At 35.9% G+C, this 25,228-nt stretch carries 11 protein-coding genes; 9 read left to right on the top strand and 2 right to left on the bottom strand.

Features of this window, described 5'->3' with window-relative positions; translation table 11 throughout:
• The first annotated feature begins 42 nt into the window (after nucleotides 1–42).
• From K5X82_06425 to K5X82_06385, 9 genes are all read left to right on the top strand, one after another.
• A complete protein-coding gene (locus K5X82_06425; protein ID QZT38525.1) occupies nucleotides 43–1,602 on the top strand; it encodes an alpha-L-fucosidase in 1,560 nt (519 codons plus the stop codon).
• A gap of 1,237 nt (nucleotides 1,603–2,839) precedes the next feature.
• Nucleotides 2,840–6,463, top strand: coding sequence for a T9SS type A sorting domain-containing protein (locus tag K5X82_06420; protein ID QZT38524.1), 3,624 nt, complete (start codon nucleotides 2,840–2,842; stop codon nucleotides 6,461–6,463).
• A gap of 163 nt (nucleotides 6,464–6,626) precedes the next feature.
• A complete protein-coding gene (locus K5X82_06415; protein QZT38523.1) occupies nucleotides 6,627–7,853 on the top strand; it encodes an S-adenosylmethionine:tRNA ribosyltransferase-isomerase in 1,227 nt (408 codons plus the stop codon).
• 150 nt (nucleotides 7,854–8,003) lie between these two features.
• A complete protein-coding gene (locus K5X82_06410) occupies nucleotides 8,004–8,609 on the top strand; it encodes a sigma-70 family RNA polymerase sigma factor (GenBank protein ID QZT38522.1) in 606 nt (201 codons plus the stop codon).
• A 93-nt stretch (nucleotides 8,610–8,702) separates the two neighbouring features.
• Nucleotides 8,703–9,731, top strand: coding sequence for a FecR domain-containing protein (locus tag K5X82_06405; GenBank protein QZT38521.1), 1,029 nt, complete (start codon nucleotides 8,703–8,705; stop codon nucleotides 9,729–9,731).
• 76 nt (nucleotides 9,732–9,807) lie between these two features.
• Entirely contained in the window at nucleotides 9,808–13,191 is a 3,384-nt protein-coding gene (locus K5X82_06400; GenBank protein QZT38520.1) for a SusC/RagA family TonB-linked outer membrane protein, read from the top strand.
• A gap of 21 nt (nucleotides 13,192–13,212) precedes the next feature.
• Complete coding sequence (locus K5X82_06395) at nucleotides 13,213–14,877, top strand: SusD/RagB family nutrient-binding outer membrane lipoprotein (GenBank protein ID QZT38519.1); 1,665 nt, start codon at nucleotides 13,213–13,215, stop codon at nucleotides 14,875–14,877.
• A 214-nt stretch (nucleotides 14,878–15,091) separates the two neighbouring features.
• Nucleotides 15,092–19,441 (top strand): discoidin domain-containing protein, encoded by a 4,350-nt coding sequence (locus tag K5X82_06390; protein ID QZT38518.1) that lies wholly within the window; start codon nucleotides 15,092–15,094, stop codon nucleotides 19,439–19,441.
• 643 nt (nucleotides 19,442–20,084) lie between these two features.
• A complete protein-coding gene (locus K5X82_06385; GenBank protein ID QZT38517.1) occupies nucleotides 20,085–21,941 on the top strand; it encodes a hypothetical protein in 1,857 nt (618 codons plus the stop codon).
• A gap of 446 nt (nucleotides 21,942–22,387) precedes the next feature.
• Here the strand turns inward: K5X82_06385 and hcp are convergent, their stop codons facing one another.
• Complete coding sequence (hcp, locus tag K5X82_06380) at nucleotides 22,388–24,034, bottom strand: hydroxylamine reductase (protein ID QZT38516.1); 1,647 nt, start codon at nucleotides 24,032–24,034, stop codon at nucleotides 22,388–22,390.
• Nucleotides 24,035–24,187: 153 nt separating this feature from the next.
• Nucleotides 24,188–25,135, bottom strand: a complete 948-nt coding sequence (locus tag K5X82_06375; protein ID QZT39095.1) for a 4Fe-4S binding protein — start codon at nucleotides 25,133–25,135, stop codon at nucleotides 24,188–24,190.
• Between the last annotated feature and the right edge of the window lie 93 nt (nucleotides 25,136–25,228).

The following is a 25,228-nucleotide window of genomic DNA, read 5'->3' as shown; positions in this document are numbered from 1 at the left end:
AATGACATTATATAAATTGTAACTAAGAAAAAACCAATTAGGATGAGTTCAATGAAAACAATCGTGACTTCTCTAATGCTCGCTTCAGCTACTATGTTTTCTTGTGCGTCAAAGAAGGCGTCTGAGACGAGTAAAAAGCAAGAAAAAGAAGCGGCTTATGAGGCAACCTGGGAATCTTTAGCTAAAGCCCAACCTGCGACATGGTGGGAAGATGGAAAATTTGGAATCTTTATTCACTGGGGACCTTATAGTGTTGCTGGATATAAGGATAGAAATAAAGGATATGCGGAAGCAATTACTAATGATATGTATAAGCGTCCGGAGCGTTATGAGGCTTTCTTTCAAAAGAAGTTTGGTGCAGCACCTCCAGAGTTTGGTTATAAAGATTGGGTAGATCTATATCGTGCTGAGAATTGGGATCCTCAGCAGTGGGCTGAACTCTTTAAAGCTGCTGGAGCTAGATATGTTATTCCAACAGGAGAACATCATGATGGTTTTGTAAATTGGGATTCTGATTTAACAGAGTGGTGTGCTACTAAAAAGGGACCTAAAAGAGATCTTATTGGAGATCTAGCGAAAGCCGTTAGAGCAGAGGGTTTAAAGTATGGAATTTCTTATCATAGAGAGCGTCATCCAAGTCGTTTTACTGCTTCCTTTAAAATTCACGATGAACCATTTTCTCAGGTTGCTGAAGAGATAAAAAACGATCCTAAGGCAGCGTCTTTATATGGTCCTTTTGACTATAGTGATGAATTTATTGCGGATTATGTGGCACGCTGGCAAGAAGCGGAAGAAAAATATCAGCCGGATTTTATGTGGATTGATGATGTGCCAATTTTATACGCTGCAAAAGGTGATCCTCAGGTAACTAAATTTGAGAATGCTTATAAGAAAATGATCGCTGACTATTTGAACCATGCTAAAAAATGGGGGAAAGAAGTCTATTTCAACAACAAAGGTAAACATCCAAACTTCCCTGCTGGAGTAGGTTGCTTCGAAAAGGATAATATGACAGTTGAAACCATCGGTGATCATTGGCAAAATCCTGCTACACTTGGTGTTTCTTATGCTTATATGCAAAATGAAGAGGTAAATGACCTGTATAAAACGCCTGCTGAATTAATTCGTTTATTGGTAGATGTGGTTAGTAAGAACGGTAACTTGCTATTGAATATTGGACCACGCGCAGATGGTACAATTCCTGAAGGAATGCAAAGAAGATTATTGGCAATGGGGCAGTGGTTGAAAACTAATGGCGATGCTATTTATGGTACTACGCCATGGTCGAGTTATGGAGAATATTTTGGTGATATTATTGATGAAAAAGATGTTCACTACAATAATCATAGTATGAGAATTCACCAAAAAGAGTATCGTTATACTGCCAAAGATCATAAGATTTTTGTTACATCATTCCAAAATGATAAAGATGATCTACATCTAACAAAGTTTAAAGATTTTGACACTTCGACTATTAAGTCAATCCAAACGATGGATGGTGAGAATTTGAAGTGGTCTAAAGATAGTGATGGGTTAATCATCACCCCAAAAGCAGATTCTGATTTCTACTTAGCTTCTGTATATAAGATTACGTTAAAATAGAGGTTTCTTTTGATTCTATTGTATGCATTGTCTTTGATAGGTTTTGGGACTATCATATGACAGTGCATACGTTTTTATACATAATTGCAAGATTGTTCTGATACCAATATCACATTTTGTTATCGTATTCAAATGTTATGCGAATGACTGTACAACATCCATGCCTCATGTTAATCTATGGTCAAAGGTCCAAGGAAATAAGAAAGAACGAAATTCTGCAACTAATCCTTCTTCTGTGTAAAAAAGAGGCTCTTTCCGGACGGTGTAAAATTAACTCTGTCTAAATTTTCTTAAACAATCTACTGCCTCATTGATAATCTTCCGTTGCCCCTGCCTTCCAACACACATAGATAACAAGGTTCATAATTTATCATCATATCATACCATACCAGTAAGTTTTGCAACCATATGTATTGGCATATTACTCAATAATGGAAACTCACCTTACTATGACCAACAAGCTACTTGCTCCTGCTTTGCCCCTGAGATGGCTCGAAGTTCATTCCAAGTTCACTCGAAGTTCATTCATCGATTTCCCATTTTGGGTGAGGGGATTTCGAGTGTGCTTGGAATGATACCCAAAAAAAAGCAGGTGATAGTAGTATGTTAGTCAGGTGAGTCTGGCTTTGAGAATACAGGAATGTTGAAAATGCAGGAGTGTGATTGCAATAGATTCTGTTCCCAAGCTGGAGCTGCGTGTTCTTAAAGGGTGCATAAAGAACATGAATTACCCCAATAAGATAGTTTATGGTTCTTATGATAACTTGGATCGGAAAAGTGCTTCTACTTTAGGAAATAACCGACATTTTAGATAGGGTTTCCTTCGTAGTTTGTTGATACTTCAAGGATACTTCATTGATAGTTGCTTCATCAAAAATGTTTAATAGATGAATAATCTATTGTCATGCTATAGGTTTGGAGATGCAAAAGAGTTATGAAACCATAACGATATGTGGTCATGATGTTTTTGATGAAAATATTATAGCTACGGGTTCAAAAACTTAAACCTACAATAAATGATGGTCTGTTTCTCGTAATTTGATTGGATAATATAGCGTTGTATATATGTATTTGTTGTCTGTGGCAGCATTTGAATGGTTTATAAGTATTAGGTCATCCCGGTTATATAGGGCTAATTAAAATATCGAATGTTAAAAAATGTGCCTGGGTAAAGTATTATGTTTACTTTTGTGAAAGGAAGTATTTTATCAAGATAGAAAATATACATTGTTATTTTATGATTTTAAACAGAATTTTGGGGTGGCGTATTGGATTGCTATTGTTATGCATCTTTATACAACCAGACGCCATTGGACAAGAGCATTCACACGAAACCTGTCACTTCACAACACAGCAGGACGCCTATTGGAAGGCACATCCAGAAGCATATAAAGCACATTTGAAGTCCGAAAAGGAAATGCAGGAATGGATCGAGAAGTATAAGTCGAAAGATGCTGTCGATGCTGGAAAAAAATATATTATCCCTGTGGTTTTTCATGTGTTTGGAAAAAACCAAGGCGGTAAAATGGTTACGACAGAATTGATCCAAGAAGCGATAAGAAAGTTAAACAGTGATTTCACCCAACGATCTATAGGTCAAGATCAAATTCATCCTCAATTTAAGCCTGTTCTAGGTGTATTACCCATTGAGTTTAGGCTTGCACAAGTAGATCCAGATGGGGGTGTTTGTACTGGGGTCACGTTTCATAAAGTGATGTCAGGCTTCGGTCATGCATCAGGATATGATCAGCAGATAAAGAAGTATGCGTGGGATAACAAGAAATATATGAATGTTTACATCATGCATGACCTATATAATGATGGAGACACAAACAATTCAGGAGTAGCATGGTATCCTAGCTCTTTGATGACCAACGATAATCTTGCTCGTGTAGTTTATAATGGGGCCTATTTAGCTTCGAATACAAGTGAAAATTTCAGGCGAGTGTTGACCCATGAGTTTGGGCATTTCATGAACCTAGCACATACATTTCAGGGAGGTTGTCCAGAAACGAATGGTGGAGACCATTGTAATGATACTCCGGTGGTAGATAGAACCCACATGAAGGTCGATCAATTGAATTGCTTAGGGCAGTTGACCAACACTCAGAATTTCATGAACTATACCAACGATTATGAGATGTTTACCAAAGATCAGGTGATGCGAATGAAAGCAGCATTGCAACATCCTGCAAGAAGACCTTTGTGGCAAGAGACCAATCTGATGGCAACGGGAGTACACGACCTTTTTGTTCCAAGTATGGGGGTGAGTTATAGTACGAATAGTTTTGAAGAGGACTTTCTAAACAATGGTGCTGTTTCAACAACTATTGATATAACCCTATTAAATGGGCTACACTTTATTGACGCGAGTCTTATCGCGGCTACGCATTATACGATCAGTGGGATTCCTGCAGGATTAACTCCTGTATTGAATAAAGTGTCTAATACCAAAGCGGTTCTATCTCTGAAAGGTAAAGCATTGACCCATGATAAAAAAAGTAGTGTTTCCAATATATCTTTACGTTTCGAGAAGAATGCCTTTAAGGAAAAGGGACAGGAAATATCTTCGATTGAAAATAATCACCTTTCATTGGTTTTTCAAGATCCATACACCCAATATCATTATCCTTCTTCTAGTTTTAGATCTTATGCAGGGATTACACAAGTGAAATTTGCGAGTATCGATAATAGTTCAAAAGTGACCAATGGTACAAGTTATTTCGATAGTCATGTGGCTGTCGTGAACCAAAGCACATCCTATGAGCTAATGGTCAAAATGAATAAGCATGATACTGCAGCTTCAGATTCTTATATTATTCACGCATGGATCGATACAAACGGCGATTTCATATTCGATGCGAGTGAAGAAGTCGTAGAACATGTCATGACTTTTACGAGTGCAGATAAGAATGGCGATTATGTGTTTAAGCAAAATATAACCATTCCGAGTGATATCGTAAAAGGGAAGAAGGTTGGGTTAAGAGTGTTTGCTGCATTTAAGACCCGTGATAGAGCCACAAGTGGTTACGATCCTCAGGGGAATTATGAGAGTGGTGAGTACGAAGATTATGCATTAACTGTATTGCCCGAAGTGGCAACTGTTGTTCCAGAGTTTAGTATACCAAACCCAACGATTCTACTTAGACATAATCCTACTATTTTAAACCTAAGTAATAGCCCTAGCTCAGATCCTATTATTTCATGGTATTGGGAATTGGAAGGTGCAACTCCATCTGTCTTTGAAGGGAAAAAGCCCAAAGGTATTATCTATGATAAAGTTGGTCGTTATAATGTGTCTCTAGAGGTAACTACTCAGTCTGGAATTAAGAAACGTATTACTAAGAAAAATGCCATACAGGTAGAGGTAAATTATTGTACCCCTTCAACACAATATGCGACGTATTGCGGAATAACAAAAGTACAAATAGGTAATATGACCCACTATAGTCGTAATTGGGCACGCTATACGGATTACCATGAGGAGAAAGAGGTTACAGTGAAGGCAGGCTCAGAAGTTCCTTTTGAAATTATGTTGGATAAGGGGAAAGCTGGAAAAGCAGATATTAATGGAGTTCATATTTGGGCTGATTGGGATCATAATAGTTCATTTGATGCTAATGAATTGATATATCAAAAGGATGTATCTGTAAAGAACTTTAAGAAAAATGAGTATACGGTTAGTGGAACTATAATGGTACCTGTTGATGCTGTGATCGAAACATCTAGGATTAGAGTAATGGTTTACTATCGAGGAGAATCTGCAAATGTAATTGCATCTCCGTGTGATGTGATTGAAAGTGGTGAAATCGAAGATTATGGATTGATTACAGTTCCATCTGAACAAAGAGCTTCTGTTGATTTTTCAGCCAGTAGCACCTCTCTAGTTCTTGGCGATAAGGTTCAGTTTACAGATCTTTCGAGAGTCGTTAATGGAGCAAAAGTAGTCTCAAGAAAATGGACATTTGATGGGGGAACCCCTTATCAGTCTGAGGAGCAAAATCCTTTGGTAATCTATAAAAATGAAGGATTGTATGATGTAACACTTGATGTGGTGCTTGGAAATGGTAAATCATTACAACTTAAGAGAGATAACTATATTGAATCTTCTTATCGAGTTTGTGAAGTGAAAGAGCAGTGGGGAACAAAGTATGGTCATATAGAAACAGTGAATGTAAATGAGATTCAACATATTGTTCCACAAGATCAAATACCTGCATATAGTGATCTGATTATAAGTAAGGTTGTTCGGGTTCGACCTGATGGACTTATTAAATGGAGTTGCTTGTGTTCTAAGGGAGAGAGTAGTGATAATGATGCGATAGGGTTTAAACTCTTTTTAGATGCAAATCGTAATGGTTTTGATCCAGATGATCAGATCTTTTATGATCATTTCCAAGTTAAGGATGTCGCGGAAGGACAGATTTTTAATGGCGAATATATGATACCTGCAGATATGCCTAATGGTCAAATTGTGGCATTACGGTTTTTGGCATATCATGAAGGTAGTTATGGTTATAAGAAATTTGATGTGAGACCTTGTGATAGGTTAGATTCAGGAAATGGTGTTGATATTGGTGTGATCAAAACGGATAAAGGTTCAACAGCATCTGTCGATATTTCATTCGAAAGAGACTTGAGTGTCTATCCTAATCCCGTGAAGAATATATTAAATATTTTATCTCGAATGTCCAATCTGGAGAAGATTCAGGTTTTCAATATGGAAGGAGTTATGGTATTTAGTAAATTGTGTCATCATAAACATTTAAAAGTATCAATGAGTAGTTTGCCTTCAGGGGTATATATGTTAAAAGTTTCTACAAGCTCAGGTGAATATCATCAAAAGTTTATTAAAGAGTAACTAAAATACAGATAAAGAGTGCCTTTAGAAGTTAAAAGGCACTCTTTAAATAATATGGGATTTTGATTTCTATAATAATATGAATTTATTCGTATAATATGGTTTTACATCTTTCTTTCTTACTTTTGTGACCGATGAAAATTATAATGAGATAGAATTAGGAATGACAAAAAATTTAGGTGTTCAAGAGATCTCAATGGATCAATACAATTACCCTCTGCCAGATGAGCGTATTGCGAAGTATCCATTGTCTAATAGAAGTGATTCGATGTTGATGTTCTTTCAGGATGGTAAGATGGAAGATCGTATGTTTAAAGACGTCGCAGACCTTGTTCCTCGTGGTAGTTTGCTGGTGTTTAATAATACTAGAGTCATTCGTGCAAGACTATATTTTCATAAGTCAACAGGTGCGAAGATTGAAATTTTTTGTTTGGAACCATTAAAACCTATTGATTATCTGCAATCTTTTGGCGAGACGGAACATTGTACTTGGAAATGTATTGTTGGTAATGCCAAGAAGTGGAAAGATGGGGTTTTAACTCTTCCAGTGATCATGGCAGATGGTAAAGAAGTCTCATTGCAAGCGGAGAAAGGGGAGATGGTAGGCAATGCTAGAGAGATTGTTTTTTCTTGGAACCATGGTTATACCTTTTCGGAAGTTTTAGAGGCATCTGGTAATATTCCGATTCCACCATATTTACATCGTGATACGGAAGATAGTGACCTACAGACATATCAGACTGTCTATTCAAAGATAAAAGGCTCTGTGGCTGCACCTACTGCAGGATTGCACTTTACGGAAAAGATAATTGATCGTTTACATCATGCTGGTGTAGATACAGATGAGGTCACATTACATGTAGGAGCTGGTACATTTCAGCCAGTAAAGAGTGAAACCATTGGCGGTCATGAAATGCACACTGAAAAGATTGAAGTGAGTAAGATATTTTTGAAAAATCTACTTGCACATATCAAATCTGTGATTGCTGTTGGTACTACCTCAATTCGAACCTTAGAATCATTGTATTGGATGGGAGTAAAAGTTCAACAAAATATAACATTACCTCTTGAAGATCTTCATGTACAGCAGTGGGAACCTTATCAGGAACTAGAGTATGTTTCAACCGAGGATGCCATATCCTCATTGATTCTCTGGATGGAACGAAATAGATTAGATGAAATTAGAACTAGTACACAAATAATCATTGCTCCTGGTTATAAATATAGGGTCATTCGTGGAATGTTTACAAATTTTCATCAACCGCAAAGTACTCTATTGTTATTAATTTCAGCATTTTTAGGTGAGAAATGGAGAGAGATTTATCAGCATGCCTTAGATAATAATTATCGTTTTTTGAGTTATGGAGACAGTAATTTATATCTTAAATAAAAAATAAATATTTAAAATAACCCTTGTTGAATGGGCGCTAAATGTGTTTTATGTATTCCTTGTGTTACATAAAACACATTTTTTTTTGTTTCGATCGTTAAAATATTGCTAGTTTTAACTTTTCTTTACTTATGAAGCAGCCTTTGTGATATGATAGATGAGAGAGATGCTTGGGAGAAACTTTGTAAAGGTTCCTCGCAAGGGTTAGAGACGCTATTTAAAAGCTATTATGATGAGCTGGCAAATTATGGACACAAAATATCGTCCGATGCCACTTTAGTTGATGATGTAATACAAGACCTTTTTATTTATTTGTGGGATAAACACGCTTCTTTATCTAAAGTGGAGAAGGTGAAAAGTTATCTGTTTATTGCATTTAAACGACGTTTAATCAAAGCTTTACAAAAACAGAATAAGAACTTGGATGGTGAATTACAAGAATATCATGGATTCGAACTCTCCATGGAAGATATGTTGATGGATTCTGAATTGGACCAAATAAAGTCACAAGAAGTGCGAAAGGCACTGATGACTTTAGGAGGCAAACCCAAAGAAGCTATTTATCTCAAGTTTCATATAGGTTTATCGATTGCAGAGATGGCTGATCAACTTGAAATGAATCCACAGAGTGTGAAAAATTTACTTCATCGAACTTATAAGAAACTACGAGAGACTATTTCAAAAGATCTTATTATGCTGTTTGTCAGTAGAATGATTTCAAAAAATAAAGCCCCTAATGCATCTACTGAAGAGTAGATGCATTTTTTTTCAAATAATTGAGTACCTAATGTTTTTTCTGCCCTCTTGTAAATGAAACGATCGTTAGAGGTAGGTACAATATCTAGATATATGTCAGAAATAAATAGTAAAATATATAATAAACTTTTAATGGATCACTCATTTGTGTGTTATGCACAAGGTGATTTAGAACATCGTCAAAGATGGGATGAGTGGATTCATAAGCACCCAGAGTATGCTAATGAGGTTGAAGAAGCAAAATGTGTTGCTGTGAGCTTAAGATTTGTACAGACTAAAAGTAATGCTTTTAGTCTTCAACAAAAATGGGAGAAGTTGAAGCAGTCTATCGATAATGTCTCTCACCAAAGATTGCTTCGACATCTTAAGTTATGGAGATATGCAGCGTCTATTCTGGTTTTAATTTCATTGGGATTTGTATCGATGTATTTTAAGCAACGAAGTGAAGTCAATGAATATCTTACTCTATCTTCTTTGCCTATAGAGGTTCAAACATCTACTGGTGCTCCATCAAAAGTGGTCCTTCCTGATGGAACGGAAGTGTGGATTAATTCAAGTTCAAAATTACGTTATCCTTCTGTGTTTTCTGAAAAATGTAGAGAGGTGCACTTAGAAGGAGAGGCATTTTTTCATGTGACTAAGAATGTAACTCCCTTTGTTGTTCATGCCCCAAGATGTGATGTAAAGGTGTATGGAACAAAATTTAATGTTGATGCATATCCAGAAGAAGATAAATCGGTTGTGGCCTTGAAGGAAGGAAGTGTTTCTATTTCAGGTGAGGAGATGAAGGAGTATTTCTTAAAGCCAGGTATGGTTGCAGAGATTAAAGATGATCAAAAGGTGGATATAAATAAGGTTGAACATCTTCAACAATATGATGATTGGAAGGATGGAGAGATATCCTTTAAAGGGAGATCACTTATTGATATTACGGATCGATTAGGTCGAAAATTTGGAGTGGAATTTCAATATCTTAATCCTGAAATTGGGAATTATACCTATGACCTAAGTGTGACGACTGAGTCATTAAAAGAGATACTTGAGCTGCTTGAGTTTACAGCACCTATTAAATTTGAACATGATAGTGTAGAGGATCGAAAGATCATTGTACGTAAAAAATAGATTTCATAAATAGGATAAGATATATTGTCCTGTAAGGTAATACTAAATCAATCAATAATTAATTAAATACCAGAATATGAGTAGGTTATATTTTTCTGGCAGGGTGAGTTATGCCCTCAGGAAAGGACTTCGTAAACACTTGATGGCTGTTTCTGTAATGGCTGTAACCATGTGGAGTATGCCTGCAATGGCATCAACATTCGATTTAGATTCTGATATTGTGATACAGGCGAAGCAAACTTCCTTGTCGCATGTCATATCTAAGATAGAGCAGATGACTCCTTATACTTTTGTATATAATAAGGATTTTGTGGACCCTAGTATGAGTCTTTCAGTCGATGTGAAAGAGGATAATATTATGAAAGTGCTTGATAAGGTTTTTGAAGGAACTGACATTGAGTACAAGATCTCTGGTAAGCAGGTGGCTTTAAAAAAAGTAACAAAACAGCAGAAGGAGACAAAAGTGAAAGTTTCTTCTACTATTGTGGATGAAGGTGGACTTCCTCTTCCTGGAGTGAATGTTATCGTGAAAGGAACTTCGCAAGGGATTATCACAAGTATAGATGGAGAGTTTACTCTAGTGTGTGATCCAAATGTTGTGTTGAGTATATCATTTATGGGGTATGCTACACAAGAATTCTCTTTAGTTAATAGTCTACCCGCAAAAATTGTTCTACAAGAAGAGAATCACAATATTGATGAAGTAGTGATTACTGCTTTGGGTATTAAGCGTGAGAAGAAGGTGTTAGGTTATTCAGTTCAAGAAGTTTCGGGAGAAAAATTGAATGAAACCTCTAACTCAAATGTAACAGGTGCATTACAAGGTAAAGTTGCAGGAGTACAGATTACACAGTCGAGTACTGGAATGGGTGGTTCTTCTAAAATTACAATTCGTGGAAATAGTTCTTTGGGGCGTAATAATGAGCCTTTATGGATTGTGGATGGAGTTCCTTTTAATAACAACTCTGATTCGGGAGCATCGCTTTATGGTGGTTATGATAGAGGTGGTGCTTCTGTTGATATTAATCCAGAAGATATAGCGTCTATATCTGTGCTGAAAGGGCCAAATGCTGCCGCACTTTATGGATCGCGTGCAGGTAATGGTGTGATCTTAGTTACGACCAAAAAAGGTGTAAAGAAAGCTGGTTTAGGTATTACCTATAACGGTAGTTTTACATGGTCAGAGATGACTGATCAAATGGATATCCAAAACCAATACGGTCAAGGTACCAATGGGGTATATGATAATAAATCTCGTTATAGCTGGGGTGCTGCGTTAGATGGTAAAGAGGTTGAAGCATGGAACGGCGAAAAAAGAGCTTATTCTGCATTAAGCAATCCTGTACAAGATTATTTTACAACTGGCTTCTCTCAGAATCATAATGTTTCTATGGGAAAACAAACTGAAGAAGGACATTATAGGGCTAGTTTAGGGTATGTTAAGAATGAAGGTGTTTTCTCGGGAAATAAGCAGGAGAAGATGTCTTTAGATATTAATAGCGGCATGAAATTGGCTCCTTGGTTTGCAGTGAATTCAAAAGTTTCGTTAGTTGATTCAAAAAATACCAATCGTCCTATTTTCGGTAATAGAAGTGAAATGTACCAACTGTTGAATATACCTACAAGTGTAAGTATGGAGGATTTAAAGCAGTTTTCATCGAAAGATGAAGTTCATCGAAATTGGTATGGTCCAGATACTCAAATTAGAAACCCATACTACACTCGTGATGCTTTAATGAATGAAGATGAAAGACTTCGTGCTTTTGGATTCTTTGGACTAACAATGGATTTCACACCAGAAATTAAGTTGACATTGAAACAAGCTTTTGATATTCACAAAACGGGTACTGACGAAAAAGATCGTGGTGATGGTATTGGGAAAACTGATGTGAAAGATATTGTAAATGATTCATTTGTAAGAAGGGAATCAACCTATCGTGAATTTAATAGTCAATTTTTGTTGACAGGTGATTTTGAGAGTAACAAATCACAATATGGTTTTACTTTTGGAGGAAACCGAATGTATTATAAGAGTGAAGGTCTAAATGCAAGAACTAGTAATTTGTTTAAAGGTTATTGGTTGTTGCAAGGGGCAAATGATCTATTACGTTCAATAGCCTATAATACATTGACCGAAAAAGAGGTGCAGTCTCTGTATGGTTCTGCACATTTTACCTATAATGGATATGCAACGATTGATGTTACAGCACGTAATGATTGGTCTTCTGCACTTCCAGAGCAAAATAATTCTTATTTCTATCCTTCTGTGAATCTAAGTTTTGTGTTGAGTGAGTTCTTGGAGAAGCAGGATGTGACTATACCTTCGTTTATTGACTTTGTTAAGTTTAGAGGGTCTGCAGCTTCAGCAGGTAAAGATTGTGATCCTTATGAAATACATAGTCTAGTAGACATTGTTGAAAAGAATGGTAAGATGGAATTTCAAGTTCCTGATACTAGACCTAACGATGATCTGAAGCCTGAAATAAGTACCTCTTATGAAGTTGGAGGTGAAGTGAAACTTTTCCGTAACAGACTAGGGCTTGATGCCACCTACTATACGACTAAAACTGAGAATCAAGTAATGGTTGTGGATGATGGTGTGGATTATAAGTATAAGACAATCAATGCTGGTAGTATTACCAATAAAGGTTTGGAATTGATGTTATATACAACCCCAATTCGTACCAAGGATTTTAGTATGGATATTGATGTGAATTATTCTCATAATACAACGAATGTTGAAAGCTTATGTGAAGGGACTCCCAAAGTGTATCTTGGAAGTACAGATGAGTATATGGTGAAAGTTGCAGCTGTTGAGGGACATGAATTGGGAGATATTGAATCGATCAATACTTTCTTGCGTAATGAAAAAGGACAGGTAGTTGTTGGAGAGAATGGTGTGCCAATTAAAGACTCTAAGAGTACCGTTATTGGTAATATTCAGCCTGATTGGATTGGTTCCGTTAGATTAGGGTTGAGATATAAAAACCTTAGCTTCTCGGGATTAATTGATATGCAAAAAGGTGGTGATATTGTTTCTATCAGTGAGGCAATAGCTGCCAATGCTGGAGTTGCTAAAATTACAGAAGATCGTAGTGCATTTGTTTATCCAGGAGTCAAAAGAGATGGAACGGCTAACACAACTGAAATTAGTAAAGAACAATATTATCGTACGGTAGGAGGTGAGCAAGGAATTGCTGAAGAGTTTGTTTACGATGCATCTTTTGTTCGATTAAAAGAGTTGTCAGTAACTTATTCTCTAGGAGCCCATGTTCTAAAAAAGACTCCTTTTAGCTCGGTGAAATTTTCGTTTATTGGTCGCAACCTAGGTTTCTTAAGTAAGAATACTCCGGGTTCACCTGTTGGAGGTTTTAATAGTAGTATTTTCTCACAAGCTATTGACTATTCATCGATTCCTAATACACGTACTTTAGGTTTTTCTGTTAAACTAGGTTTCTAATTTTTCCAATGATCAAATAAAATGTTCAAACTAAGTAATATAAAACGAATAGTTCCTGTTGCACTTCTTCTAGGAGGAATGGTTTCAGGATGTACTGATGGATTTGAAGACATCAATACTTCGATTAAACCAGAGTATTCAACTGATAATGCAGTGGTATTTGATGGCGAACATTATGATGAGGATATTAATAAGTTGATATCTCCATTTATTTTCGAAGGTCCTTATGCTGATTACCAGCGAGCTACGAATCTTTTTCATGATATCTATGCACACTATTTTTCACATAACAAAGCAGATTTCTCTGGATTGTCACCCAATTATGTGTACAACGATGGTTGGATTGGTAAGCGTTGGGAGCACTTCTATTATGAAAGAGTAAAAGAGTATCGATCATTAGTGAAAAAAATGAATGCTGCTCCTGTATGGAATGCGAAAGCTAAAGCTGTAGCAGATATTAATTTCTCTTTCTTGACGAGTATGATGGTGGATACATATGGTTATATCCCATATAAGTATGTTTTTGAAGAGAATATTTCAGAAGCTACAAAGTTAGAGTATGATTCGGATAGAGATATCTATATAGATCTATTTAAACAGTTGAAGAATGCTTCTGCGGTTCTTGCTAAAGCTTCTGATGTAGATCAGTTTCATATTGCACCTGGATCTGATAATTACTACCAAGGTGATTATACAAAATGGCGTAAATTTGCGAATACATTGAGACTGCGTTTGGCTTTAAGAGTAAGTGGTGTGGATCCTATTTTAGCTAAAGAAGAGGGAGAGAGTGCTATCGCAGATGGTGTGTTTTCTTCGAACAGTGATAATCTAGCGACCCATATGATCACTCAAGAAAATATCTATTATCTATGTAGTAATGCATGGTTAGATGCTGTGATGACTAAAGATCTTGAAATTGCTTATAAGTCATGGAGTGAAAATTTAGATCCTCGATGTGGTGCATTATGGTATAAAACAGGTCCAGAGAAAGCAATACGTGATGGATTCGAACTACCTGCCCTTCCAGGAACAACATTTGGACAATATATAGGGCATAAAGTAGGGCAAACCGAAAATCTTATTCATAGCACTACAAATGTGTCAATTTTAAAAACAAATGCACTACAAGACCCTAAAGGGTGGTTCTCAATTCATAGAGAAATTGTATGGTTAGGTTATTCAGAGACCTGTTTCTTAATGTCTGAGGCTAGCTTAAGAGGATGGACAGGAGCTTCCATGACTCCAAAGTCATATTACATAGATGGAGTAAAAGCATCAATGGAGTACTTCCAAATTTCTGAGGATAACGCAAATAAGTATGTATCAGGATTGAAGGATATTCAAGATGGAATATTTGAAGGAAGTGATAAAGAAAAAGTGTTAGAAGCAATACACAAGCAGAAATGGTTGGCTATTTTCCCTAATGGAAATGAAGGATGGGCTGAATTTAGAAGAACTGGATATCCACGTTTACTAAATAATGATAATAATATGTCTGCTACAGTTAAACAAGGTTTGTTTATCAAACGTATTCGCTATACGGTAAAACAGCACGATTATAATGAAAAAAATATACCGTCAGATATTTACGGAGCTGATGATCGAATGGATGTTCGAATATGGTGGGACGTAGATAATTCGAATGACGATAGTGGAAAACCTAAGCCACAAAATAATTTTAGATAGGGTTACGTAAGCGCACATATGCGTATTGAGTTTAGTTGAAGGCACAATCATTTTTGGTTGTGCCTTTTTTTATAAAAAGATCTATGAGAATGAGTACTTCTTATTTATATATGACTCTTATTAATGTAATTAAATGATTGGCCTTTCATTAAATAACCAAATTTCGAAGATGCTTCCTTTACATCTTCTAACTAAAGATAAAACTAAGTGATTTATGAAAAGAAATTTATTCTTAACGCTGCTGTTGATCTGTTCTACATTTTTTAATGTAGTTGCACAACAGCCAATGGGAGGATGTTGGCATCCTGAAGATATTACTAGCTGGACTCCAGAATCAGACCCTCTTGCCAAGTTTAATAGAAGTATGGTTGCTCTAAAACCTCGCTTTAAAGATGAAACAACAAAGGCTGGGCCATATAATTATTATGAGTCACAGGTGACCGCATGTCTTACAATGAATCCTTCTTGTAGTAAGACTCCTGCCCAAGGTGCAAATAATTTTATTGGATATACATTTAATTTCTGGCAGTATCTAGATATCCTAGTTTGGTGGGGTGGTTCAGCTAGTGAGGGTATTGTAATTCCACCTTCAGCACCCGTAGTTGATGTTGCACATAAGAATGGAGTGCAGGTCTATGGAAATGTGTTCTTCCCTCCTGGAGCATATGGTGGCGAACGAAGATGGGTTCGTGAGATGTTGAGAAAAGAGAATGGTGAGTTTATCTATGCAAAGAAATTGGCAGAGATTGCAAACTATTTTGGTTTTGATGGGTGGTTTATTAATGAAGAAACTGGTGGAAGTTCTCACGATGAGTGGGCTGGTTTTGCTGAGGATTTTAATAAATATAAGGCTAGTGCTCATATGGGATTACAGTGGTATGACCAAGGAACGAGTACTGGTGGAACTCTATTTAATTCAGATAAGAGATTTAAGTCAAAGTTTTTGAACTATGGGTCAGCGAGTTCATATAATGTGAAATCAAATGATGACCGAGTTCGCTCATGGGGGAAAAATCCTTTTGAAGTAAACTACTATGGTCTTGAAATTGGTGGTGGCGGATTCTCACATAAGGGTGAATTTGTAGCATTATTCGGAAAAGATAAAAATAATGGGTCTATTGATCTATTCTGTCCAGAAGAGAAGACATGGAAAGATCAAACGAAGAAAGGACATCTGAATCCTTATGAACAGATGAATGAATTTTATAAGACCGCAGGTCGTTTCTGGGTAAATAAAGAGCATGATGTTACTTCATCAAAAGCATATGACGATGCTAACTGGCCTGGAATGTCGGTTGGGGTTGCTGCACGTAGTGTAATCAGTGAATTTCCATTTGTGACGAATTTTAATACAGGAATGGGAAAAAAACGTTACGTTAAAGGTGATGTAAAAGGTACTGGAGATTGGTATCATAGAGGGATACAATCTATTCTTCCTACATGGAGATGGTGGGTTGAAGGTGCTACTAAAACAGTTGCTCCAGAATTTACTTGGGATGATGCTTACAATAGTGGTGCGAGCTTAATGTTTGCTGGTAGTATTAACGGTAATGTTTCAAACAATGTTCGCCTATATAAAACTAAACTTGAAGTAAAAGGATCAGAGCATGCTAAGCTCGTTTTAAAGGGAGCAAAAACAGGATACAAATGTTCTCTAGGTCTTGCTTTTAGTGAAGACAAAAATGCATTTACATATATTCCACTTGAGAACTTTGCTAATGGTACATGGACAACAGTTGATATTCCTCTTGCTGCTTATGCAGGAAAAACAATCTCAATGATCTCTTTGAAATTCGAATCATCATCAAACGTACAAGATCTTGATCTTAAATTAGGTGAAATATATTTGGGAGATGCTGTTCCAGCATGTGGTGTCGTTTCAAATGTCAAAGTTATTGATGACCTAGGAGATATTAAAAAAGTTTTAGGTGATGATCAAGGTGATGCTCGTGTTATCTGGGATGCTGCAGATGGTGTAATAAGCCATTATAATATCTATGTTGAACAGAAAGGTGCTGAGACTCTTGTTGGACAGACAATGGATGAAGCTTTCTATATTGAAAATATTCAAAGAACATCATCAGATGAATTGTCAGTGAATATTATTATCAAAAGTGTAGACCTTTTGGGTGACGAACATGGACGTGTAGTAAAAGTAGCTGAATGGGTGAAACCTACTGCTCCTGTAATTAACCTTACTTCAGATAAGTCATATATTGAAGCAGGCGAGACTGTTGTATTTACCGCTCGTGCTACACAATACCCTGAGTCTTATAAGTGGACTCTTCCAAAAGGTGCAGAGAAAGTTAATGGTGAGTACGAAGAGAATCAGGTTGCATGTCGTTTTCCATCTGCTGGTAGTTATAATATTACTGTTGAAGCTACGAATAAGATTGGAAAATCAACAAAAACTGTTGAAAATGCAGTGAAAGTTGTAGATTCAAGTCAATTAGAAGTGGTTAGTGTAGGCAAAACGATTGATAGCTTTAGTAGTAACATGGGTAGTGAGCATCCTCGTTTCTTAATTGATGGAGTGAATGTTCCTGGATCCGTAGGAGATAAATGGTGTGCTGGTGGCTCTAGATCGCATTGGGTTATCGTAGATTTAGAAGAGCCTTTTGATATTTATGGTTTCAAAACGTTTGATACTGGTCATAAGGAAGATGCTAGAGGCAACTTCGACTGTTGGAAGGTCGAAGTAAGTAACGATAAGCAGAGTTGGACTGAGGTTGTAAACCAACAGGGGCGTAAATCTGAGAATACTAAGGAAGCTGCTATTCCAGGAACGGTTGGTCGCTATGTGAGATTTACTCCATACGACAAAAATGAAGGAATTACAATTCGTATTTGGGAGTTCCAAGTATTAGGGGTTTCTATGGGTATGAAGTTGTCAAGTGTCAAGAATATGAAACTGAATGACACTGAAACAAAAACCGTAAAAGTTACTTATGATTTAGGAACTATAGCAAAAGCCTCGGACTTTGGTTTTAAGGCGACTTCTGAGAATGGAAACATATTGATTTCAAATGGTGTTGTTGATGAAGTAAAATCGACATATCATTTTGATGTTAAGTCTAAAGCTGGATTCTTTGGAACAGAGAAAGTAAATGTTGTATTTGTAAATAATGGATTGTCAAAAGATGTCTCTTTTGATGTGACTGTTGCTTCTCAAAATTGGTCAAATGTATTGGTTGGAAAGACTCTAAAGGCTTATAATACGAGTTGGGACTGGTCATCACTTACTGGTGCGATTGAGGGAGCTGAAAAGTTGGTTGATCAAGATCCAAAAACAGGGATCACAACAAGTTATTACGGTGTTGTTCTTGAGGCAGATTTAGGGGAATCACATTCACTTGCTTGTTTCAAATATAATGGTTCTCAAGATGGTGAAGACCTTAAAATTAAAGTGACTGGTTCGCATGATGGCAAGAATTATGAATTGATTACATCAAAAGATCACTATAATGGTGGTTCGATGTTGATTTTAAATAAAGCTGTATCGTATCGATATGTACGTATCTGGTCATCTGTAAATGGTTATGGAAATGTAACAATCAATGAGATGGTAGCCTTAGGTGAGTCGAAAGATATCTCATTTACTAACGTGAAGAAACAAGCACTTCATTTTGATGAGACAACAGTAATTCAGATTCCATTTACGAATAAAGTTGACTTTAAGTCTAATCAACTAAATGCGAAGGTGCTTAATACGAAATTTGCTAAAGTGACGAATGTCTCTCTTGATATGACTCAACATCTTATTAATGTTACTTTGCAAACCAAACATGCAATTGGTTCAACTCAATTAGAGCTGGAGCTAAATGTTAATGGAAAAACTTTTATTCATGATGTTGATTTACTCGTAACACCTAAAGATGCTGCTAACGTGGCATTAAATAAGAAAGCAATTGACTTCTCTGGTTCAACAGCTAGTGAGTTGCCTTCATATCTATTTGATGGAGAGACTAATCCTCAAAGTGCCTCAAATAAATGGTGTGAAACGGGTGATGGACCTCACTATGTTATTGTAGATCTTGAGAAAGTATACAGTGTATATGAATTTAAGATGTTTGATTGTGGAAATGTTGAGGATGCTGGTTGGAATTCTCGTGGATATACGATAGAAGTGAGTGAGGATAATAATACTTGGACTACAGTAGCTGAGAATGATACAGATGAATCAACGACCAAAGATATTATGACCAATGGAGTGAAAGCTCGTTATGTGAAGTACACAACTGGTGGTGATGATGGAAGAGGTACAATACGTCTGTTTGAGTTTGAAGTTTATGGAACTGAGGATTTAACAACTTCGAATATGTCTTCTGAAATGGCATTGATTAGTGTTTATCCAAACCCAACAACAGATTTTATTCAAGTGCATGGTGTTGGTATTGCAACAGAAACATCGATTGAGATATTTGATATGTTAGGACAATTAGAAAAATCTATTCCTAATTATTCAGGTGAAGAGATCGATATGTCAGGTTTATCAAAAGGAATTCACGTGGTAAGAATTAAAACAAATGATAAGGTGACATACACTAAGGTTATGGTATTATAATGCTTTCCCCATAATACATTAATCTAACTATAAGAGGTAACTGGCTACGGCTTGTTACCTCTTTTTAGTTAATATAATTGTTGTTTCATATCCTTCTATCTGATTTTCACCATTTAAATTAATTTTGTATGATCATCATTCTTAAATGACATTTGACCGATTTTGTTTTATCAATATTTGAGTTTACATAATATTTGATTTTATATTTATTGATACATATATGTTAATAAATATGACATTGTTCTAATATTGTTATTATTAGTTAAACAAATGAATAAAGAGATAAGAGATAAGTAATTATATTTGAATTGAACGACTAAACATTTCATTGATAACTTAGACTACCTAATTATATCTTCTCTCCATATTAACTTGTAGTTGTTCTCTTATTAATATTTCACTGTTTATATCTAACTAAGACTTTATGGGCATCAAAAACTTACGAAAGCTATTACGCTTAATTCAATCAGTAACATTTATATGTTGTATTATATTTATTTGTTCTTCAATAAATATTTGTTTTGCTAATAAAAACACTTCATTACAAGATAAACAATTAACCAAAGTTCAAATAACCAAACATTGTGATTCTCTTAGACTAGTCTTAAGAGACTTGAGGCGGCAATATAATAAGAAGAGAGATTTGAGTTGTACTTTAAAGAGATGTGATCAGTTCGTTATTCAAACAGAAATAAAGGATATAAAGAGTGCGACGGAAATTTCATCGGAACAAGAACTTTCATTGCGTAAAATAATATTAAAATATCGTCAAGATTTTCGTCATTTGCAAGATGAAGACTTCGTAGATAGATTAAAGAGGAAACAGGTTTTTAAAACGGCATTATTACAGAAAGAGAAATCGATCTATGATGTCATTGGTGCCCGTGCCATTCATGATTATCAGGAGATAAAGACAGAGAATAAAAAACAATCAAGAACCTTGTCAAGAACTATTTATAGTCTTAAAGAAGAGATTTCTCAGTTTGAAAATGGGACGCGAACAACTCCTGTTAGTAGAACAAGTAAAGCCATTAGCAAAGATCTTGATGAAATTGAGAGTGAAAAACAATCTACTTTACTGAAAAACAATCTAAATGAAGAAAATGCAAGAGTTCAAATTGCTTACAAATATACTGGAAATGCAAGAGATTCGTTGTATCAAACATTAAATGACATAAATGAACAGAAGCAAAAATTCTCGATATATCATTCAATGAAAGAACAGGATGATGCGAAAGTTGTGAAGATAGAACTTGGTCTCCTTAACAGTGTTTGTGAACTATCACAGAGCCAAAGACAACAGTTTACTACGAATTCATTGGAGAGTAGAAGAAAAATAAGAGAGGTAAAAAATAAATTCAAAAAACCTGAGCTTACTGAAGAGATTAAAAAAATTCAGGTCACTTATATTCGACAACTAATCAGTGTGGTTGGTCCTAAAACATTAAATCATTTTTTTAAGGCTAAGAAGGATTACGAGCGTTCTTTTAAAGAAATAAAGAATAAAGAACGATTAGTTCGTAACAAACTTTCTTTGCGTAAAGATCATGTTGATCCATCACCAGAAAATACAACAGAATTCACTGCAAACAAAGAGGTTGCTACGACGATAGTTCAACAGAGATCAACCACTAATGATTCCCTAAATCATGCAGTTGTTAAGCTGCAAAAACAGTTGAATCTTTTTCAAAGGGCTTTCTTTTTGTATAAAAGGAATGATACTTATGGAACCGATAAGCATATTGAGATTATTTCTAAAATCAAAGAGTTAAGTCCCAAAGAGGAACGATTAATACGTAAATCAATAACCACGTTTCGAAAGGATTACCGGAAGGCTATTTACTCAGTACATCATCCAGAAAAAAGAGCTGCTGTATGTGATGAGCTTAGAAGTAAAGAGATGAAAAATATTTCTGAAGTTATAGGTTCCACAGAAGCTGAACAATACCAAGGAGCTTGCCTCTTGGTATTAAATATGATGGCTACCACTGAAAGAAAATTAAATGATTTGAAACGTTTATTGAACAAAGAAGGAGGAGTTTCAATTAAAGATAAAACTTTAAGTAATAAACAAGAGGTAACAAACTTAGGTGCGGGAATAAAGAGAGATTCATTAATGATTCTTCTTGATACATATAAGGAGACTCAAAAAGAGTTAGAGAAGCAGTTCGATCTGAATAAGAAATTTGACCAAAGCATCATTAATAGTTACATTGAATTAATTTATTCTTATAAGGATATAAATCGTAATAATGATAAAGCTGTTAGAAATGCTTTTATCGTATATCGAGATGGACTTCGTAGTTTAGAGCATCTAGATGATGAAAAGAAGAAGCTTCAATATCATGATGATTATACCTCGATGTTAAAGTTCAAAATAATAGACAAGTTAGGGGAAGATGTATTTGATAAATTTACAACACAACAGGTTAAAGATGAGAAAGAGTATATGAACCTTTGTGTTAAGATCACAAATATTGAGAAAAAGCTTTCTTTGTAGTTTTTCACGGTTTAATAAATGCCGATAAATATTGATATTAAAACTTAAAACAGAAGAATTAGTTTGGATTAAGAAATAAAATGATCAATACATAACATTAGGAGAAGTCGCTCTCTCCAAAATGTTTAGAGAATAAATAGGATGATGAATGTCTGTATATTTAGCATGGATTGACAGTAGAATAAAAATAGTCTTAAGATATTATTACTATATAATATTCATCTATTTAACATTTTTGATGAATCAAGTATCAACGAAGTATCAACAAACTACGGAGGAAACATTTGGAGATCCTCTGCATCATTTACTCATTCTAGTGATAAATTTGCTGTCCTTATCGTTGCCAATTACTTACAACAACTATTTAATAAACACAAAAAGAAGCCATCTCTTCAGTAAAAAGGAGATGGCTTCTATGCAATTTAGTTTACTACGGAAGCAATGAATTAGTTCATGAACATCTTCATGTCTTCATCAACAGTTCCAATACCACCAATGCCGAATGTGTCAACCAAAACTTTTGCGACATTTGGAGAAAGGAACGCTGGTAATGTAGGTCCTAAATGAATATTTTTTACTCCTAAATGAAGTAGTGCCAATAGAACGATAACCGCTTTCTGCTCATACCAAGCAATGTTATAAGCAATTGGAAGTTCATTAATGTCATTTAATTCAAATACCTCTTTCAATTTCAAGGCGATCACTGCTAGTGAATATGAATCATTACATTGACCTGCATCTAATACGCGAGGGATCCCTCCGATATCACCAAGTTCAAGCTTATTGTAACGATATTTTGCGCAACCAGCTGTAAGAATTACAGTATCTTTTGGAAGTTTTTCTGCAAATTCAGTATAGTAGTCACGGCTTTTCATACGTCCGTCACAACCTGCCATTACAAAGAACTTACGAATAGCACCTGTTTTTACAGCATCCACTACCTTGTCTGCCAATTGAATAACTTGGTTGTGTGCAAAACCACCTACGATCTTACCTTTTTCGATCTCAATAGGAGCTTCACATTGTTTTGCATGTTCGATGATTTGGGTGAAATCTTTCGCGCCATCTTTTGCTCTATTTGGAATGTGTTTTACACCAACAAATCCTGCTGCTCCTGTCGTATAAACACGATCAACATAAGATGATTTAGGTGGAGTGATACAATTTGTTGTCATCAAGATAGGTCCATTGAAACTAGCAAATTCTTTATCTTGTTTCCACCATGCATTACCATAGTTACCAACAAAGTGGCTATATTTTTTAAATGCAGGATAGTAGTTTGCAGGAAGCATCTCACTGTGTGTGTATACGTCCACACCTGTTCCTTCAGTCTGCTTCAATAGCTCTTCCATATCCTTCAGGTCATGACCTGAAATCAAAATACCTGGTTTATCACTTACTCCGATATTTACTTCAGTGATTTCTGGGTTACCATAAGTCGATGTATTGGCTTCATCAAGTAGTGCCATTACATCCACTCCGTATTTCCCTGTTTCAAGAGTCAATGCAACCAATTCGTCTGCAGAGATATCATCACGTGTAATCTCATAAAGGGCACGTTGAATAAATGAATGAAACTCTTTGTTTTCAAAGTCTAGATTCCAAGCATGTTCAGCGTATGCTGCTGCACCCTTAAGACCATAAGTAATCAACTCTTTTAATGAACGAATATCCTCGTTCTCAATAGCTAATATTCCTACAACAGAACCTTTTGCTACATAGCCTGCTGTTGTTTCTGGATTCCATGTCGTTGCACCGAAAGATGAAATATTTGCATCCCCTCCTTTTGCAATATACTCCTCTTTCAGGCGATTACGGATTGCTAAACCTGTTGTAATAACCTCGGTGATCTTTTCTGGATCAAAATTAGCATTTGTAATTGTTGTAAAAAGAGCATCGATAATATATTTATTGGCAATGTCATCCTCCATACCTAATGCACGGCCATGGTGTGCATAAGTCGCAATACCTTTAACTACATACATTAGTAGATCTTGTAGGTTTGCTACCTCTTCGTTCTTACCACAAACTCCTTTAATAGTACAACCTGTACCTTTAGCAGCCTCTTGACACTGAAAACAGAACATACTCATAATCTTTATTTTTTAATGTTTTCGAATCTTCCGATGAATTCGAAAGGGTTAAATAAACTTTTGAAATATTTTGTTGGGTTTAAAGTCGTAATACTTATACCAATTCTATCATTTCAATATAGTTATTGGTAATAAAATATCATTTCTCTCTTACTAAGCCCATGATTCATCAAGGATCTTGCCTTGAATACTTACTGTAATCACTTTTACTGGGACCTTACGTGATGCTTCTAAACAAGCCTCTTGTACCAATCGTAATAGTCCACCGCAACAAGGTACTTCCATAAGCATCACCGTAATCGTGTTGATACGAGCTTCATTAATCATCATGATTAATTTGTCAATGTAAGTTTGTTGTTGTGAATCTAATTTTGGACATGCAATAGCCAATGCTTTTCCTGGTAGGAAATCTGAATGAAAGTTACCTACTGAAAATGCGACACAGTCCGCGGCAATCAATAAGTCCGCATTCTTAAGGAATGGTGCATTGGGGTTTAATAGGTGCATCTGTACTGGCCATTGACGTAGTGCACTTGGGGTGGCTGATGTTATATGCTGTGCCATTCCTGCAGGAGCATCAAAAGCTACATTCTGGGATCCAGGACATCCTGATCCTCCCGTACCGCATCCTCCTGCTTGTGCTGGTTCCATAATTAGTGATGATTTCATATTTGTTGTTTTCTCTTCTACTTTCTCGGTTTTTTTTGTTCCTCCTTGGTGGTTGTGAACTATCTGTTTTATCTCTTGTAGATCAAAATCAAAAGCATCCTGGTTTTGAGACATCCATTGAACCCCTTGACGAACAAACTCCATTTCATTGTAATCCTTAAGGTGGCACAGATGGGCAATAACAGTGTTCTTTCCCTTATTAACCATATCTTTGATTACTAAAATTTCGTCATAAGGAGCAGCTTCTCTTGTTTCAATCTCAATAGCACCCTTTGGACAGTGTCCAATACATGCACCAAGACCATCGCACATCAAATCACTTATAAGGCGAGCCTTCTTATCGATGATTCTTAAAGCCCCTTCATGGCAGTTTGGAATACATAATCCACATCCATTGCACAATGATTCGTCTATTTTGATTATCTCTCTCATATTTTTTCCCATGACACTTTTTATTTAGATCTTGAAAGAAATTCCGTAACTCTCTCGATTAACTTTCAATGGCAAATATAGGCTAGACATGAG

Source organism: Prolixibacteraceae bacterium, assembly GCA_019856515.1.
In the GTDB taxonomy this organism is placed as follows: Bacteria; Bacteroidota; Bacteroidia; order Bacteroidales; family Prolixibacteraceae; genus Halosquirtibacter; species Halosquirtibacter xylanolyticus.
Note: the sequence above shows the minus strand (reverse complement) of the source record. Positions and strands in the feature narration are given on the sequence as shown.